Origin of the sequence: Rhizobium sp. 16-488-2b, from assembly GCF_017741815.1 — a bacterium.
GTDB lineage: Bacteria > Pseudomonadota > Alphaproteobacteria > Rhizobiales > Rhizobiaceae > Rhizobium.
Genome location: NZ_JAGHMF010000010.1, coordinates 59,982 through 76,793, shown reverse-complemented (window position 1 = coordinate 76,793; position 16,812 = coordinate 59,982). Strand labels below are relative to the sequence as shown.

The following is a 16,812-nucleotide window of genomic DNA, read 5'->3' as shown; positions in this document are numbered from 1 at the left end:
CTGCTCGGGCGCCTCTTCGGACTTCAAAAGGTTAACAAAGCGTAAAAGCTGGGTGATTATCGGCTCAACGCGTCCTATCGCCGGCTTTGCGACACGCCCGGCCGTAGCTACAAAAGCCGCTACCACGCTTTACCCCACTTCGCAGCGCTAGTCAGTTCACCCTGCTCGGATTGACGTTCGCCAGATCAACTCAGCTGTCAGCCTTACAGAATGCTGCAGGATGTTGTCTGCAGCTTCGCTCGTTGAAAGCCATTCAACCGCTTTCGAAGCAATCTCGGCAACCGGCTGCGCAAATGTGGTCAGGCCATACGATGACCATGAGGCTTGCTCGATATCGTCAAAACCCGCGAGACAAAGCTGCTGCGGGACACCGATACCAAACTGGTGTCGGGCCGTGTCCATGAAACCGCACGCCAGCAGATCTGTCGCACAGAAGACAGCATCCGGGCGTTGCGTGCGCGTCAGCAGCCTTTGTGCCAATACGCGACCGGCCTCATAACCAGTCCAGCCGTAGCGTTCAACAGAGACTTCGAGGCCAAGTTTCCTCGCGGCCGCAACGAAGCCGTGTTCGCGACCCATCAGGCTCGGCGTCCCCGCCTCCGAGTTTGCAAAGGCGAGCGATCGGCAGCCTGCTCTTGCAAATGCTGTGACGATCCGTTCTCCGGCTTCGAAATCATCAAGATTGATCTTGAGCGGACCCGGCTCCTCGTCGTCGCGGTTGATGAGGACGAGCCGCTGGCCGTTTTTGAGGCATAGCCTGACGATCGAAGCGTCAGGAAGACCCGACAGGATAATGGATGCATCGGCGCGGTAACGGATCGCTTGAGACAGAGCGCGGTCAACGCTGCCATCCGAGCGATCCGTGTTGATCAACATTGCGACCTTGCCGACATTCTGCAGCTTACTTGTCAGCTCGCGAAGCAATGCCGAGCGATAGGGAGTGGCGACGTCCGATACGACCAGGCAGACAATGCCGCTTTCATTCCGCATCAAGCCGCGAGCAAGTTCGTTGACATGATAGCCGAGCGCTTCGGCCGCGTCGGTGACCTTTTTACGGGTCTCGGCGGAGACACTGGCGCCCGGCGTGAAGGTGCGAGAGACCGCTGATCTGGAGACGCCGGCGCGCTGCGCTACCTCAAGTGCGCTGACGAAGTCCTTTGGCGGCATTCGATCCCTCCCATTTTGCAAGCGCTTGCAATATTGTTCGCATCTGCAAACATGGACAGATGTCGAGAAATTCATTGACAGTCTTTTCTGTCATATGCAAGCTTTGCACACGCTTGCAAAATAGCGGCGACGTGGAGGCGTCGTTTAAATGGAGGAAATGATGGATTCTATTAAACTCGCCACAGCCGCGTTTGCCGTTGCTATCTCATCGCTTGCCGTTCCGGCTCATGCTGCCGGAAATCTCAACGTCATATGCTCAGCCGACCAGCAGGTCTGCGACTTGATGAAGGGTCTGTTCGAGAAGCAGACGGATATTTCGGTGAACATGGTTCGCCTTTCGGCTGGCGAGACCTATGCGAAGATCCGGGCAGAAGCACGCAATCCCAAGACCGACCTTTGGTGGGCCGGCACTGGTGATCCCCATCTGCAGGCGGCTAGCGAGGGACTGACGCTCGAATACAAGTCGCCGCTATTCGACCAATTGCAGGACTGGGCCAAGAAGCAGGCGGAAAGTGCGAAGTTCCGCACGGTTGGTGTCTACGCCGGTGCTCTCGGCTGGGGATACAATACCGAGATTTTGCAGAAGAAAGGCCTGAAGGAGCCGAAGTGCTGGGCCGATCTGCTCGATCCCTCGTACAAGGGCGAAATCCAGATCGCCAACCCGAACTCGTCGGGAACCTCTTACAACACCCTTGCGACGCTCGTTCAGATCATGGGCGAGGACAAGGCCTTCGACTATCTGGCGAAACTCAACGCCAACATCTCCCAGTACACGAAGTCTGGTTCCGCGCCGGTGAAGGCCGCAGCGCGCGGCGAGTCCACCATCGGGGTCGTCTTCATGCATGATGCCGTCGCCCAGACTGTCGAGGGCTTCCCGATCAAGGCGGTCGCGCCGTGCGAGGGGACGGGCTACGAGATCGGCTCGATGTCGATCGTCAAGGGCGCCAAGAACTTAGAAAATGCCAAGAAGTGGTACGACTGGGCGCTGAGTGCGGATGCCCAATCGCACATGAAGGACGCGAAGTCCTTCCAGCTGCCTTCGAACAAGTCTGCCGAGGTGCCGAAGGAGGCGCCGAAGTTCGAAGACATCAAGCTGATCGACTACGATTTCAAGAAGTACGGCGATCCAGATGTTCGCAAGGCTCTTCTGTCCCGCTGGGACAAGGAAATCGGCGCCAAGGCCAACTGATCGAATGAAAGGCAGGGGCCTTGAGGCTCCTGCCTTTCCGACCGTCACGAAACGCTGCGGACAACCGACATGATCTCTAGCAATCGCCGTCTCGATATCGCCATTCTCATGGGTGGCGTGGCCTTCCTGCTGTTACCCTGGTATCGCATCGAAAGCGGTTTCTTCGGCTTCCAATGGCTTTCCGGCCACTTTTCAGATGCAGCAAGCGCACCGGCGGCAATCGAGATCGCAAGCTTCGGACGCTGGTGGCTCTGCCTGGTTGCCTTGCTCTTTGTTGCTGGTTGTGTCGCGCGCTTCGTTCCCAGTGCCCCAAGCCGCGGTCTTCTACTGGCGGTTTGCGGTTGTGTCGGATTAACGCTTCTCACGCTTCAAGGGCTGGCAATCACCTTTTCCGGCTGGTCATGGGTAATCAGCGAAGCACTGTTTGGCGCCTTGCCGGACGGGCAGCCGTCCATGGGGGCCGGCGCCATTCTTGCCGGTATCGTTTTCGTGCTGTTCTTTTCGTTCGGTCTTGCCGATCGCGGCGTCATGAAGGGTGACGCGTTTGTAGTCAGCGCCATCTCGATGCTCGTGGTCCTGGTTGCTGTTTTCGTCTTCTATCCGGTCGGAAGCATGTTCATTGCGGCTTTCCAGTCGGTCGACGGCTCTTTTGATCCCAGCGGCTTCTTCAATACCATTCAGGATTCGTCGGTCTGGAGCCTTAGCTGCGTGGTCGGGGGCGAGCGCTGTGGCGTGGCCTGGCGCACGCTGTGGCTCGCGATCATGACGGCTGGCGGCGCAACTTTGCTCGGTCTCTGCTTCGCGCTCGTCGCAACACGCACCCGGTTTCCTTTCAAGAGGGGATTGCGGCTGTTGACGATCCTGCCGATCATCACGCCACCCTTTGTCGTCGGTCTTGCACTGACACTGCTGTTCGGGCGGGCGGGTGTTGTAACGCAGTTCGCAGCATCAGCGCTCGGTATCGAGCCGGGCCGTTGGCTCTACGGTCTGACCGGTATCTGGATCGCGCAGGTCCTGTCATTCACGCCAATCTCGTTCCTTGTCTTGATCGGCGTCGTCGAAGGCGTCAGCCCTTCGATGGAAGAAGCGTCGCAGACGCTTAGAGCCGATCGTTGGCGCACCTTCTGGCGGGTTTCCCTGCCGTTGATGAAGCCAGGTCTCGCCAATGCCTTTCTGATCAGTTTCATCGAAAGCATGGCGGACTTCGGCAATCCAATGGTTCTCGGTGGCAGCCACGGTGTCCTATCCACGGAGATCTTCTTCGCCGTCGTCGGATCGCAAAACGACCCCGCCCGCGCCGCAGTCCTTGCGATGATCCTGCTAGCCTTCACCATGACGGCCTTCCTCGCCCAGCGACTTTGGCTTCAGGGAAAAAGCTATGCCACGGTCACCGGAAAGGGCGATTCTGGAGCGCATGCTGCCTTGCCGCGCGGCCTGTCCATCGCCGTTCATGCGATCGTCATTCCATGGGCGCTTTTCACCGTCGTGGTCTACGCGATGATCCTCTTCGGCGGCTTCGTGCGAACCTGGGGACTGGATAACAGCCTGACATTCCAGCACTACATCAGTGCTTTTTCCATCGGCTGGCGCGAGGACGGCGGCATAGCCTGGACGGGTGTTGCCTGGAACTCCTTCTGGACGACGATGGAGATCGCGCTGATCTCCGCGCCATTGACGGCCGCTGTCGGCCTGCTGACGGCTTATTTGATCGTACGCCAGAAATTCGTCGGCCGCGGCGTCTTCGAATTTGCGCTTATGCTGAGCTTTGCCATTCCGGGCACAGTGATCGGCATCAGCTACATCATGGCATTCAACCTGCCGCCGCTGGAGATGACCGGTACCGCACTTATCCTCGTCGCGTGCTTCGTCTTCCGCAATATGCCGGTCGGCGTGCGCGGTGGTGTTGCTGCTATGAGCCAGCTCGACAAGAGCCTCGACGAGGCATCTCTGACCTTGCGTGCAAACAGCTTCAGAACCGTCAGAAAGGTGATCCTGCCGCTTCTGCGCCCGGCGATCACCGCGGCCCTCGTCTATTCCTTCGTGCGGGCGATCACCTCGATCAGCGCCGTGATCTTCCTCGTCAGCGCCGAATACAATATGTCCACGGCCTACATCGTCGGCCTTGTCGAAAACGGCGAGTACGGCGTTGCGATCGCCTACTCGTCCGCCCTTATCGTCGTGATGGTCACTGTGATCGGTGGTTTCCAGTTGCTGGTCGGCGAACGCCGACTTCGCCGTGAGAACCGTGTGGCGCTCGCTGCCCCGACAGCCAAACCCTCCTCCCTGCCGCTCAATCAGGAGAAAACCGCATGAGCAAGACTGTGCCCGGCTCTGTTACGTTCGAACGAGTGAGAAAGACATTTGGCGCCTTCACAGCCATTCCCGACCTGTCGCTCACCATCGAACCGGGAACGCTAGTCACCCTTCTTGGACCGTCGGGATGCGGAAAGACGACGACGCTGCGCATGCTTGCCGGTCTCGAGCACCCCTCGGCGGGACGTATCCTGATCGGCGGCAAGGACGTGACGATGCTGCCGGCAAACGAGCGCGATGTGTCGATGGTGTTTCAAAGCTACGCGCTCTTTCCGCATATGACCTCGCTCGACAACGTCGCCTACGGCCTGGAATCATCAGGGATCAAGCGCAAGGAAGCGCGCGAACGCGCCAAGGAGGCGATGAAGCTCGTCGGGCTCGACGGCATGGGCGAGCGGCTGCCGGCCGAATTGTCGGGTGGCCAGCAGCAGCGCGTTGCCGTCGCGCGTGCCCTGGTCCTGGAGCCGCAGGTACTGCTGCTCGACGAGCCGCTATCCAATCTGGACGCACGCTTGCGTCGAAGGGTGCGCACCGAAATTCGCGATCTGCAACAGCGACTGGGCTTCACCGCGGTCTATGTCACACATGACCAGGACGAGGCTCTTGCCGTGTCGGACCAGATCATCGTGATGAAGGATGGCGAGATCGCGCAACAAGGCGCGCCACGCGACCTTTACGATGCGCCCGCCTCCGCCTTCATCGCCGATTTCATGGGTGAGGCCAACGTGTTGGCCTGCCAGATCGAAAGTGTCGAGGACGGCATAGCACTGATCGATATCGAAGGGCTGAAACACCGTGTTGCTGCCAGGAATGCATCGGCCGGCAGGGCCGAACTCGCTATCCGGCCGAACGCAATTCAGTTGCATCGCACGACCACGACGGGTGCCTTCACCGGCAGGATCACGCATGCCGCCTATCTCGGCGATCATGTCGAATACGAGGTCGCGACCGGCAGGGGGAACTTGTTCGTCATCGACAGGACGGCGGATTCACCATTCGATACGGCGACTGAAGTCGCCATCAGTCTCAAGGATCGCGGGATCGCGCTGATTACCGCACCAGCCAAGTAAGAAATCGCAAGAGGGTTTGAAATGACATCGCATTCTTCAGTGGGCCTCGATGCTCGCAGGGCCTTTGCGGAAGCCGTTGCAAAGAAGGCTGGCGCGCTGGCGCTCGGGTACTTCGAAAAGAGGGAAAGCCTGGTCGTAGAAACCAAGCGGGATCCCCAGGACGTCGTATCGATCGCTGACAGGGACGTCGAAAACCTCATTCGAGACGCCGTTCACGAAACCTATCCCGGTGACGGTTTCCTTGGGGAGGAATACGGACTTGAAGCCGGCACGTCGGGTCTGACCTGGGTCGTCGATCCGATCGATGGAACGAGCCCTTTTGTCAACGGCATGCCGAACTGGTGCATCTCGGTCGCGCTTCTCCAGGATAACGTGCCTGTTGTCGGCGTTGTCTTTGCACCGTGTCACGGTGAACTCTACTCGGCGGCCGCTGGATCCGGTGCCACGTTGAACGGACAATCGCTGTCGCTCGATCCTTCACGCACGATCCGCAATTCCGTGACAGGTATCGGCGCCAACAACCATGTTACGCCGGCATTCGTTGCCGCGATGGTGGAAAAGCTGTTGTCTGCCGGCGGCAACTTCATTCGAAATGGATCTGGTGCACTGATGCTTGCCTATGTCGCTGCCGGCCGTCTTGTGGGCTATTACGAACCCTACATGCATGCCTGGGATTGCCTGGCCGGTTATTGCCTCGTGAAGGAGGCCGGCGGCTGGTACCACCCATTCCCGACCGACGGCGACCGGTTGACGAAGGGGGCGCCTGTTCTTGCGGCAGCACCCGGCGCCATCGAGGATCTTCGCGATATTGCCGGAATTTGACAACGCACGATTGCCGATATCTGGACAGATCGCTTCGCGGCGTTAGTTGTGACAGGAGACAAATTTTAAGCCGGCTACCGGCTTTGACAGATGTGCGGCGTTGCTGACGGGGAGGTCGGCTGCGCCACGCAGGCGCAATATGCACGAATTGACCCAAAGGGAGGAAACATGTTTCGTCATTCAATCGCGATCGGCTTCGCCGCAGCCCTTCTTTCAAGCACGACTGCAGGCGGCGCGTTTGCCGCCACGGAGTTGCAGTGGTGGCATGCTATGGCCGGCGCCAACAACGAGGTGGTCGACCAGCTCGCCAAGGAATTCAACGAGAGCCAAACCAATTACAAGATCGTTCCGGTGTTCAAGGGCACCTATCCCGAAGCACTGAACGCAGGCATCGCAGCCTTCCGGGCCAAGAAGTCGCCGGCGATCCTGCAGGTCTTCGATGCAGGCAGCGGCGTGATGATGGGGGCTGAAGGGGCAATCATGCCGGTCGCCGAAGTCCTCGAGAAGGGCGGATACAAGTTCAACAAGGACGAATATCTGCCGGGTATCGCGGCCTACTATTCCAGGCCGGACGGGACGATGCTGTCGTTCCCATATAACTCTTCCTCGCCGATCCTTTATTACAACAAGGACCTGTTCAAGAAGGCTGGACTTGATCCAGAGGCCGCACCAAAGACGTGGCCTGATGTCATCGAGGCTGCCAAAAAAATTAAGGCAAGCGGCGCTGCCTGCGGTCTGACGTCGACCTGGCTCACCTGGATCCAGACCGAGAACTTTGCCGCATGGAACAATCTCTCTTACGGCAGCAACGAAAACGGCTTGGCGGGCACCGACGTCAAACTTGCGTTCAACACGCCTGACTTCGTCAAGCACTTCCAGGATATCGCCGACCTCGCCAAGGATGGAACGTTTCGCTATGGCGGTCGAACATCCGAAGCAAAGCAGCTCTTCACGTCGGGCGAGTGCGCTATCCTGACGGAATCGTCCGGCGGCCTGGGCGATATCGTCAAGAGCGGTATGAACTACGGAATTGGGCAACTGCCCTATGAGCCGGGCGAGGGCCGTCCGCAAAACACCATCCCCGGCGGCGCAAGCCTTTGGGTATTCGCTGGCAAAAGCGACGCCGAGTACAAGGGTATCGCCGAGTTCTTCCATTTCCTGTCGCAGACCAAGATCCAGGCGCGCCTTCATCAGGTGTCGGGCTACATGCCTGTGACCATGGCTGCCTATGAGGAAACGAAGAAGTCGGGCTTCTACGAGAAGAACCCGGGTCGCGAGACCCCGATCCTGCAGATGATGGGCAAGGCGCCGACGGAAAACTCCAAGGGCGTTCGTCTCGTCAACCTGCCGCAGGTTCGCGACATCATGAACGAGGAGTTCGAAGCGATGCTCGCGGGCAAGCAGGATGCCAAGGCCGCTCTCGATAAGGCTGTCGAGCGGGGCAACGCGGCCATCCAGCAGGCGATCGCCCAGTAAGCTTGATCTGTCGATCATCCGCGCTCACGCGCGCGGATGATCGCCTCGCTTCGCTCAAGGGGGTCTCCGCATGCAAAATGTCGTCTTCCCGAATAAAGTCCTTCCCTATTTTCTGTTGGCGCCGCAGATCGTTCTGACGGTCGTGTTTTTCTTCTGGCCGGCCAGTCAGGCGCTTTATCAATCCATGCAGCGGGAAGACCCGTTCGGGCTGAAAAGTGGATTTGTCGGCCTGGCGAACTTTCGCAGGATCCTGAGCGATCCAAGCTACATTCATTCGCTTCAGGTGACAGTCGTGTTCAGTGTGGCGACCGCAGCCCTGGCGATGATCGTGGCGTTGACGCTTGCCACCGCCGTCGATCGTATCAGGCGGGGCCAGACGTTCTATCGCACTCTGTTGATCTGGCCTTACGCTGTGGCTCCCGCAGTTGCAGGCATGTTGTGGCTCTTCATGTTCAATCCGGCGATGGGAAGCTTCGCCTATATGCTGCGGCGGGCTGGATTTGCCTGGGATCCGCTTTTGAACGGCGGACAGGCTATGGTCCTGGTGATCGTCGCGGCCGCATGGAAGCAGATCAGTTACAACTTCCTGTTTTTCGTCGCCGGCCTTCAGGCGATCCCGAAATCATTGATCGAAGCTGCGGCTATCGATGGCGCGCGCGGGAGCCGTCGGTTCTGGACGATTGTGTTTCCCTTACTGGCGCCGACCACGTTCTTTCTGCTCGTCGTCAACACGGTTTACGCCTTCTTCGATACGTTCGGGATCATTCATGCCGTGACCGGCGGGGGACCGGCCAAGGCGACCGAGACACTGGTCTACAAGGTCTACAATGACGGCTTCGTCAATCTGGATCTCGGCTCGTCTGCTGCCCAATCCGTCGTCTTGATGGTGATCGTGATTGCGCTGACGGCCGTGCAGTTTCGCTTCGTCGAACGCCGCGTCCACTACGCTTGAGGTTTGAGATGATCGATCGGCGCCCCATTGCAAGTATCACAGGCCATCTGATCCTCGTGCTCGGGATCATCATCGTTGCCTTCCCGATCTACTACACGTTCGTCGCATCGACGATGACGTCGGCGCAGATACTGCGCCCGCCAATCACCATGCTTCCACAAGGCCATTTCGCAGAAAATTACGGCGACGCCCTAGTCGGTGGGGTTGAGCGGGTCGTCGGGGTCAGCCTCGAGCGGATGATGTTCAACACGATCGTTGTCGCGGCCCTGATCGCGATCGGCAAGATTATCATTTCCTTCCTGTCGGCTTTCGCGATCGTGTTCTTCCGCTTTCCGTTGCGCATGGTCTTCTTCTGGATGATTTTCGTGACGCTGATGTTGCCCGTGGAGGTCCGCATCCTGCCGACATACAAGGTCATCGTCGATCTGGGCATGATCGACACCTATGCGGGGCTGACCCTTCCACTGATGGCATCGGCGACCGCAACCTTTCTGTTTCGGCAGTTCTTCCTGACGATACCTGGCGAATTGGTGGAGGCCGCCCGTGTCGACAATGCAGGACCGATCCGCTTCATGCGCGACATCCTGCTTCCGCTCTCACGCACCAACCTGGCGGCGCTTTTCGTCATTCTCTTCATCTACGGCTGGACACAGTATCTCTGGCCGCTGCTTGTGACCAACGACGCGAGCATGTCGACGATCATCATCGGGCTGCGCAAGATGGTCGATTTCGCCGACGCGGCGACGCCTTGGAACCTCGTCATGGTCACCGCAATTCTTGCAATCATTCCCCCGATCCTCGTTGTCGTCTTGATGCAGCGCTGGTTCGTGAAGGGCCTCGTGGAGACAGAGAAGTAATGGCAAGCATCACGATCAGGGACGTTCGCAAGACATATGCAGGTGGCTTCGAGGCGATAAAGGGAATCTCGCTCGACATCGCCGACGGTGAGATGGTGGTACTCGTCGGGCCGTCCGGGTGTGGGAAATCCACGCTCTTGCGGATGATTGCGGGATTGGAAGCGATCTCCTCCGGAGAAATCGCGATCGACGGGTGCGTTGTCAACGCTTTGGAACCATCCGAGCGGGATATCGCGATGGTCTTTCAAAACTACGCGCTTTACCCACATATGACCGTCAGGCAGAACATGGCCTATGGTCTGAAAAACAGAGGAATGGCTGCGGCAGAGATAGAGCGGCGTATTTCTGCTGCGGCGGGTTCCCTGGAGATCGGTTCCCTGCTCGAGCGCAAACCGCGACAGTTGTCGGGCGGGCAGAGGCAGCGCGTCGCGATGGGCAGGGCAATCGTGCGCGAACCGAAGGCATTTCTGTTCGATGAGCCGTTGTCCAATCTCGATGCGAAGCTGCGTGTCCAGATGCGGGTGGAGATCCGCAAGCTGCAGCGCTCGCTGTCGACGACAAGCGTCTACGTGACCCATGATCAGATGGAAGCAATGACGCTCGCCGATCGCCTGGTCGTGCTGAATGGCGGGAAGATTGAGCAGGTCGGCACGCCGATCGAACTTTACGAGCGGCCGGCCACCACGTTCGTCGCGGCCTTCATTGGCTCGCCGGCCATGAACCTTATCGGCAAAGATGCTTTGACGGCCGATGTTGCCGGCCTGTCGCTTCCTCCTGATGTCTCTGCGCTCGGCGTTCGGCCAGAAGACTTGAAGATTGTCGGCTCGCAGGAGGGTTATCCGGTGCGTTTCGCTGTCGAAGTCGGTGCCGTCGAACTCGTGGGTGCCGAAAGCTATGTCCATGCAACCACGGCGTCCGGGGTCGAGATTGTCTTCCGCGTCGCGGGGCGATCGATGATGGCGGTTGGAAGTCGCGTTGTCGTCGGCGCCGAGACCAATGCCATTCATCTCTTCGATGCAGAGGGTCGTCGCCTTGAAAGGCATGGCCAAGAGGCCGCTACTCGTGAGGTTTGAGCAAAGCAACAGTCTTCGCCGGTGCTCCGCGGCGTCATTGCGCATGTCGATCTCAACTCGCGTCCAGCGCGTTGCAAGCCCCGCGACCGCTGGCTTACGGAGACGCTGCAACCGTCTTCAACTTGCTGAGCACTGGCGATAGCCGGAAACAAGTGCTGCGCCTGAGAATGACCAACCCGAGAAAAAACTATGATCACGACAAGTCCGCTCTCGGCGCATGCGGCGCTCATTTTGGTTGGAACGCGATTATTTGACGTAGGATTGCGATCGTCTCCATCACCGACGGGCCTTCGATCGGTGGCGGGTCCGGACGTTCACAGAATTCCCGCCAGACAAATAGGGTCAGTTCAGCACCATCGGTCGCGGTTTCGCCGGGGCCATGCGCGAACTTGTCAAGCATTCGGTAGCGGTCGTCTTTCCAGAAGCGGTCCTCGACCCAATCATAGATCGGTATCGCATGAGAATGGATTGGATAGCCGGGGGAGTGCCCGTATCGCCCGACATACACCGCTTTGCCCCGAGCTCAGTGAGTGCACGCTGCACTGTCGAAAATATCACCCCCAGTGAAGACAACGTTTCAGCAGGCAAGTCGCTGAAGTCATTCGTGGCCATTTCGGCAGCGATCATGAGATAGCCAGGTAACTCCGAGTTGAGGCGATGATTTATCGACCATCCGGCAATATCGGCGACATGATACTCTGCCGGAACCTTGTGTCCGTGTGTTGTGTCATGATTGTAATCCATCGACCGACGTGCCCAACGTTCAGCAGTAGCGTGTTCGCTATCCAGATTTGGTACGATTGCGTTTTCCTTTTGGCTTGAAGTCCACCAACAGGGATTTCAGCTCCAACTCGCGCACGCGCCGGGCGGCTTCATCTGGTTCGACCCAGGCGAGACGGCGCTGCCCCTTTTCCTTAAACTCGTCTTGCTGCACAGTGACCTCGATCTGGAACAGGTCGACGATTGTGGGAACGACGTCACCGTCATCAAGAAACTTGAGGTAGGTGTATCGACCGATAGCGGCCTTATGTACTGCGCCTTTGACGCCGGCCTCTTCCCAGGCTTCTATCGCGGCCGCCTCGTGGGGCTTCTTCTTTTTCATTGGCCAGCCCTTGGGCACAATCCATCGACCGGTGTCTCGCGACGAGATGACAAGCACCTCGATCTTCGATGTCTCCCCCACATAGCGAAAACAGACCGCACCGTACTGCTGCCGGAAGGCACCGGAGAACAGCTTCTCTGGTTCGTCGGCGAGCTGCGCTAACAGGGAAGCACGTTTCTTCGGAATGTCTGTAGTCTTCTTCTTACCCGGCATATGGATCATCCGTGAACCACCAAATGGTAGCGGCCCATGAACGTGACACATAGGGCAGACCGTCGGTCTGACAGGCACAACCGATGGAATCCACATGATTGATTGCAGTCATGATCGTATGGCGCGAAAGACTTCGTGCCGCTTACGCTCCGATTGTCCTGCTGGCTTGGATGTCCCAAGCCTCGCCATAGTCGCTTCTGGCGCATCGCGATAAGACTGCCTGTTGATTTCCACTGAGAAGTGACCCGGCAGCCCAAGATATTTCCATCGAGAAGTGACCCATGTTCCAACTTTCCCTCGTGTCTAATGCGAGGGCTGTGGAGTGATCGACATGGCATTACTGAGCGTGATCCGGCGCTGGCATTTCCGAGACCATTTATCGATCCGAGAGATTTGCCGCAGGACGGGCTTATCCCGGAACACCATTCGCAAATATCTGCGGCTGAATGGCGTGGAGCCTGTGTTTCAGGTTCCCGAGCGGACGAGCAAGCTGGACCCGTTTGCTGATCGGCTGTCAGCTTGGCTGAAGACGGAGTCCAAAAAGAACCGGAAGCAAAAGCGGACTTTGAAGCAGTTGCATGCCGAGTTGATGAGCCTTGGCTATGAAGGCTCTTACAACCGCGTTGCAGCGTTCGCTCGCGAGTGGAAGGCCGATCTACAGATAGAGCTGCAGACCTCAGGCCGTGGGACCTTCGTGCCTCTTGCATTCGAGCCTGGGGAAGCGTTTCAGTTCGACTGGTCGGAGGACTGGGCGATCATTGGCAACGAGCGAACCAAGCTGCAGGTGGCTCACACCAAACTCAGCTATTCCAGGGCGTTCGTCGTCCGGGCCTATCTCCTGCAGACGCATGAGATGCTATTCGACGCCCATAACCACGCGTTCCGTGTGTTTGGCGGCGTTCCTCGGCGTGGCATCTACGACAACATGCGCACGGCAATCGACAAGATCGGGCGCGGCAAGGATCGGGACGTCAACATCCGCTTCATGGCCATGGCCAGTCACTACCTTTACGAACCCGAGTTCTGCAATCCGGCATCTGGTTGGGAGAAGGGCCAGGTCGAGAAGAATGTTCAGGATGCCCGTCATCGGTTCTTTCAACCGATCCCCCGCTTTGCATCGCTGGAAGCCCTCAACGACTGGCTGGAGTTCCGATGCAAGGAGTTCTGGGCTCAGACGCCACATGGAAAGATGCGCGGCACCATTGCTGATCTGTGGGCCGAGGAAGCACTGGCCCTGATGCCAACAACCCGTTTGTTCGATGGCTTCGTCGAACATACCAAGCGGGTTTCCCCAACATGTCTCGTGCACTTTGACCGCAATCGCTACAGTGTTCCGGCATCTTTCGCCAATCGGCCCGTCAGCGTTCGGGTTTACCCTGACCGTATCGTTGTGGCAGCCGAAGGTCTGATCGTATGCGAGCATGGCCGGATCATAAGCCGTTCACATGATGGACCCGGACAGACAGTCTACGACTGGCGGCATTATCTGGCAGTCGTACAGCGCAAGCCCGGTGCCCTTCGCAATGGCGCACCATTCACCGAACTCCCAGACGCTTTCAAAACGCTGCAGCAGCATCTCCTCAAGAAGCCGGGCGGTGATCGTGAGATGGTCGATATCCTGGCGCTCGTGCTTCAGCATGACGAGCAGGCCGTCCTGTCGGCTGTCGACATGGCGCTGAAGTCCAATGTTCCCACGAAGACGCATGTGCTGAACCTGCTCCATCGCCTGGTCGACGGCAAGTCCGCCACGCCGCCCACCATCGATGCGCCTCAAGCCCTGATGCTGATCAACGAGCCCAAGGCGAACGTCGAACGGTACGATGCTCTGAGGAGAACGACGGAGGGTCGCCATGCGTCATAATCCAGCGAGCGGAGCCATCGTCATCATGTTAAGGAGCTTGAAGATGCATGGCATGGCACAGGCGGTCGGCGAACTCACCGAGCAAGGGGCTCCGGCATTTGAAGCGGCCATTCCGATCCTGTCGCAACTCCTCAAAGCCGAGACAGCCGAGCGGGAGGTCAGATCAACCGCTTATCAGCTCAAGACGGCACGCTTTCCAGCTTACCGCGATCTCAATGGCTTCGACTTCTCCAGCAGCGAGATCAACGAGGCGCTCGTGCGTCAGCTTCACCAGTGCGACTTCATCGAGGAGGCCAATAACATCGTGCTGGTCGGCGGCCCTGGCACGGGCAAGACCCACGTCGCCACCGCGATTGGTGTGCATGCCATCGAGCATCATCACAAGCGCGTACGCTTCTTCTCGACGGTCGAACTGGTGAACGCACTCGAACAGGAGAAAGCTCAAGGTCGTTCCGGACAGATCGCCGGTCGGCTTGCCCATTCCGATCTAGTCATTCTCGATGAGCTTGGCTACCTGCCGTTCAGCGCATCAGGCGGCGCACTACTGTTCCATCTGCTAAGCAAACTCTACGAGCGAACCAGCGTGATTATCACCACCAACCTCAGCTTCAGCGAATGGGCCAGCGTCTTCGGCGATGCCAAGATGACAACGGCATTGCTCGACCGCCTCACGCATCACTGCCACATCCTTGAGACCGGAAACGACAGCTTCCGATTCAAGAACAGCTCAGCACACGATACTAAAACCAAAAAGGAGAAAAACAGGAACTTGACCCCAACACCAGACCCGAAACATACATAACAGGCGGGTCAAATCTCGGTGGAAATGCCGGGTCACTTCTCAGTGGAAATCAACAGAATGCGGCCGCTGCGACGGAAAGTTGCGATTTGTGTCGTGCTTTTCAATCCAACTCACGGGATAAGGCGACCAATAACTGTGTTGCAGATAAATCCGATGAGGATCGCAATTGGGCTGCGAGGCACAGCGCTCGCCTACCACGATAGCAATTTATCGACAGGCCTCTTTCCCGGCACCACAAGTGAACCGTGGCCATGACGTCCTCAAGAGCATCGTTGGTAAGGCGCAGCAGTGGATCAGTGGCGTCATTCATTTGTCCGCTTTCACTTTCTCGCCGGGGTATCCATATTACTGCTACGCCGCTCGCGATCAAATCTCGGGTGGGCGCGTTAATCCATGCAGCGCCACCGGTGTTCAGTCGTAGAGGTAGTGCTTACGCCATTTCGAACGTGGCACCATCGGTCCAATCTCGTAGTCGAGCTGGTGAGCATCAAGGTGCCGAGGTCCGGTTTTGCAAGCGTAGCTGAGGTGATACCACTCGCCACCGCTGCGAAACACGGCTCCGGGCGCCGTGATCGAGTCTTTTTTCATTCGTGGCTCAGCGAAGGAATAGGCGATCACCTTGTCGACACTAAGCTTGCTGTTTTCACGGTTGATGCGGAGCATCACTTCAGTATCGCAAGTTTGCTCCAGCCGTGTCTCCATATCCAGTTTCAATAGTTGTCCGTTCAACTTTTCATCGCTTAACGCAAATCCGCTGTCCTCTGACGCGAGGAGGATAAGCGCGATCGCTAGTAGGCAAGTTACAGGCTTCAATTGTGGTCTCCAGAATGCGCGCGATGTCAGGTTCGCAAATTGTGATCAGCACTTCGGGCTAGCTAATCCGCGGCGTGTGATCGCGTGCCGGTGACGAAAGTTTATCTCCATTGTCTTAACCAGCTGATTTTGTATGTCTTCCATTGTCATTAGAATGTCAGAAAGCTCAAAGTTCAAGTCAAAGATTGCGCCTAGCACGGGAGTTGACGTCCATGCACGCGCGTGCAATATGCACGCGTGTTCATTGATTGGAGGCTCATATGCACGATATTACCAAGCATACTGGATCTCAGAGGCGTGTGGCGCTGTGTAAGCAAGTCATCCGCACCGCCGGCGAGGTCGTCCTGCACGGATTCCGGAAGGCCACGGTAACGTCCGCCATGAAGGGACCTCAAGATTATTTGACGGAGACCGACGCCGCCTCTGAAACGCATATCCGTGCCGTGATCGCCGAACATTTTCCAAATGACCATTTTTACGGCGAGGAAGGCGGCGGAGTTATTGGCGACAGGATCTGGGTTGTTGATCCGGTCGATGGCACCGCTAACTTTGCTCGCGGGATTCCCCATTTCTGCATCTCGATTGCCTACGTCGAAGGCGGTCAGACGCAGTTTGGCGCCATCTACAATCCCGCGCTTGACGAACTCTATTTTGCCGAATGCGGTCAGGGCGCCACCCTGAATGGCAAGCCGATCAGCGTTGCCAGGACCGCGAATTTCGATGCCACCTCAGTCGAGATGGGCTGGTCAACCCGGGTGTCGAACGAGACTTATCTGGAGGTGATGCAAAAGCTTCTCGCGCTTGGCACAAATGTGCGAAGAGCGGGATCTGGCGCCATGGCGCTCGCCTATGTTGCCGATGGCCGTTCAGACGGCTACGTCGAACTCCACATGAATGCCTGGGACTGCCTGGCAGGATTGCTGCTCGTCAGCGAAGCTGGCGGAGCCGTTTGCCCGTTCTTCGAAATCGGCAGCCTTGAGCACGGTGGACCTGTGCTTGCGGCAGCGCCAGGTGTAGCCAGCGGCATCAGCGACGCGGCCGACATCCCATTTGTGACTACATCATCGGCGAGCCGACTGGCTGCCTCGGCTTGATGGTTTGT

14 protein-coding genes and 1 pseudogene are annotated in these 16,812 nt (G+C 57.9%); 11 read left to right on the top strand and 4 right to left on the bottom strand.

The window, feature by feature from the left end; all coding sequences use genetic code 11:
- Nucleotides 1-156 precede the first annotated feature (156 nt).
- Nucleotides 157-1,167: a LacI family DNA-binding transcriptional regulator gene (locus J5286_RS11580; RefSeq protein WP_209190452.1), complete on the bottom strand. Its 1,011-nt coding sequence runs from the start codon at nucleotides 1,165-1,167 to the stop codon at nucleotides 157-159.
- Nucleotides 1,168-1,327: 160 nt separating this feature from the next.
- Between J5286_RS11580 and J5286_RS11575 the strand changes: the two genes are divergently transcribed.
- The 8 genes from J5286_RS11575 to J5286_RS11540 all read left to right on the top strand — a co-directional run bounded on the left by J5286_RS11575 (nucleotide 1,328) and on the right by J5286_RS11540 (nucleotide 10,919).
- On the top strand, nucleotides 1,328-2,356 hold the full coding sequence (locus J5286_RS11575) for an ABC transporter substrate-binding protein (RefSeq protein ID WP_209190451.1): 1,029 nt from the start codon (nucleotides 1,328-1,330) through the stop codon (nucleotides 2,354-2,356).
- Nucleotides 2,357-2,425: 69 nt separating this feature from the next.
- Entirely contained in the window at nucleotides 2,426-4,669 is a 2,244-nt protein-coding gene (locus J5286_RS11570) for an ABC transporter permease (protein ID WP_209190450.1), read from the top strand.
- Nucleotides 4,666-5,739: an ABC transporter ATP-binding protein gene (locus tag J5286_RS11565; RefSeq protein ID WP_209190449.1), complete on the top strand. Its 1,074-nt coding sequence runs from the start codon at nucleotides 4,666-4,668 to the stop codon at nucleotides 5,737-5,739. The genes J5286_RS11570 and J5286_RS11565 overlap by 4 nt, the downstream gene beginning before the upstream one ends.
- Nucleotides 5,740-5,760: 21 nt before the next feature.
- Nucleotides 5,761-6,561, top strand: coding sequence for an inositol monophosphatase family protein (locus J5286_RS11560; RefSeq protein ID WP_209190448.1), 801 nt, complete (start codon nucleotides 5,761-5,763; stop codon nucleotides 6,559-6,561).
- Nucleotides 6,562-6,729: 168 nt separating this feature from the next.
- Complete coding sequence (gene ugpB / locus J5286_RS11555; protein WP_209190447.1) at nucleotides 6,730-8,037, top strand: sn-glycerol-3-phosphate ABC transporter substrate-binding protein UgpB; 1,308 nt, start codon at nucleotides 6,730-6,732, stop codon at nucleotides 8,035-8,037.
- Between the two features lie 70 nt (nucleotides 8,038-8,107).
- The gene (gene ugpA / locus J5286_RS11550) at nucleotides 8,108-8,989 is read left to right on the top strand and encodes a sn-glycerol-3-phosphate ABC transporter permease UgpA (RefSeq protein ID WP_209190446.1); all 882 of its coding nucleotides are present in this window, start codon (nucleotides 8,108-8,110) and stop codon (nucleotides 8,987-8,989) included.
- An 8-nt stretch (nucleotides 8,990-8,997) separates the two neighbouring features.
- Complete coding sequence (ugpE, locus tag J5286_RS11545; RefSeq protein WP_209190445.1) at nucleotides 8,998-9,846, top strand: sn-glycerol-3-phosphate ABC transporter permease UgpE; 849 nt, start codon at nucleotides 8,998-9,000, stop codon at nucleotides 9,844-9,846.
- A complete protein-coding gene (locus tag J5286_RS11540) occupies nucleotides 9,846-10,919 on the top strand; it encodes a sn-glycerol-3-phosphate import ATP-binding protein UgpC (RefSeq protein WP_209190444.1) in 1,074 nt (357 codons plus the stop codon). The genes ugpE and J5286_RS11540 overlap by 1 nt, the downstream gene beginning before the upstream one ends.
- Before the next feature lie 226 nt (nucleotides 10,920-11,145).
- On the opposite strand, the pseudogene J5286_RS31215 reads toward J5286_RS11540, so the two are convergent.
- Both J5286_RS31215 and J5286_RS11535 read right to left on the bottom strand, forming a co-directional pair.
- Nucleotides 11,146-11,663: pseudogene (locus J5286_RS31215) on the bottom strand (HIT family protein).
- A 37-nt stretch (nucleotides 11,664-11,700) separates the two neighbouring features.
- Entirely contained in the window at nucleotides 11,701-12,234 is a 534-nt protein-coding gene (locus J5286_RS11535) for an NUDIX hydrolase (protein WP_209190443.1), read from the bottom strand.
- 331 nt (nucleotides 12,235-12,565) lie between these two features.
- On the opposite strand from J5286_RS11535, the gene istA reads away from it, so the two are divergent.
- Together istA and istB are read left to right on the top strand one after the other, a co-directional pair.
- Nucleotides 12,566-14,095, top strand: a complete 1,530-nt coding sequence (gene istA / locus J5286_RS11530) for an IS21 family transposase (RefSeq protein ID WP_209190442.1) — start codon at nucleotides 12,566-12,568, stop codon at nucleotides 14,093-14,095.
- Complete coding sequence (gene istB / locus J5286_RS11525) at nucleotides 14,085-14,897, top strand: IS21-like element helper ATPase IstB (protein ID WP_209190441.1); 813 nt, start codon at nucleotides 14,085-14,087, stop codon at nucleotides 14,895-14,897. Before istA ends, istB begins: the two co-directional genes overlap by 11 nt.
- Nucleotides 14,898-15,308: 411 nt before the next feature.
- Here istB and J5286_RS11520 read toward each other — a convergent pair whose 3' ends face one another.
- Nucleotides 15,309-15,710 carry a DUF930 domain-containing protein gene (locus tag J5286_RS11520; RefSeq protein WP_209190440.1) on the bottom strand — a complete coding sequence of 134 codons (402 nt, stop codon included), beginning with the start codon at nucleotides 15,708-15,710 and terminating at the stop codon, nucleotides 15,309-15,311.
- Nucleotides 15,711-15,970: 260 nt separating this feature from the next.
- Here J5286_RS11520 and J5286_RS11515 point away from each other — a divergent pair, with 260 nt between their 5' ends.
- A complete protein-coding gene (locus tag J5286_RS11515; protein WP_209190439.1) occupies nucleotides 15,971-16,804 on the top strand; it encodes an inositol monophosphatase family protein in 834 nt (277 codons plus the stop codon).
- Nucleotides 16,805-16,812: the final 8 nt, after the last annotated feature.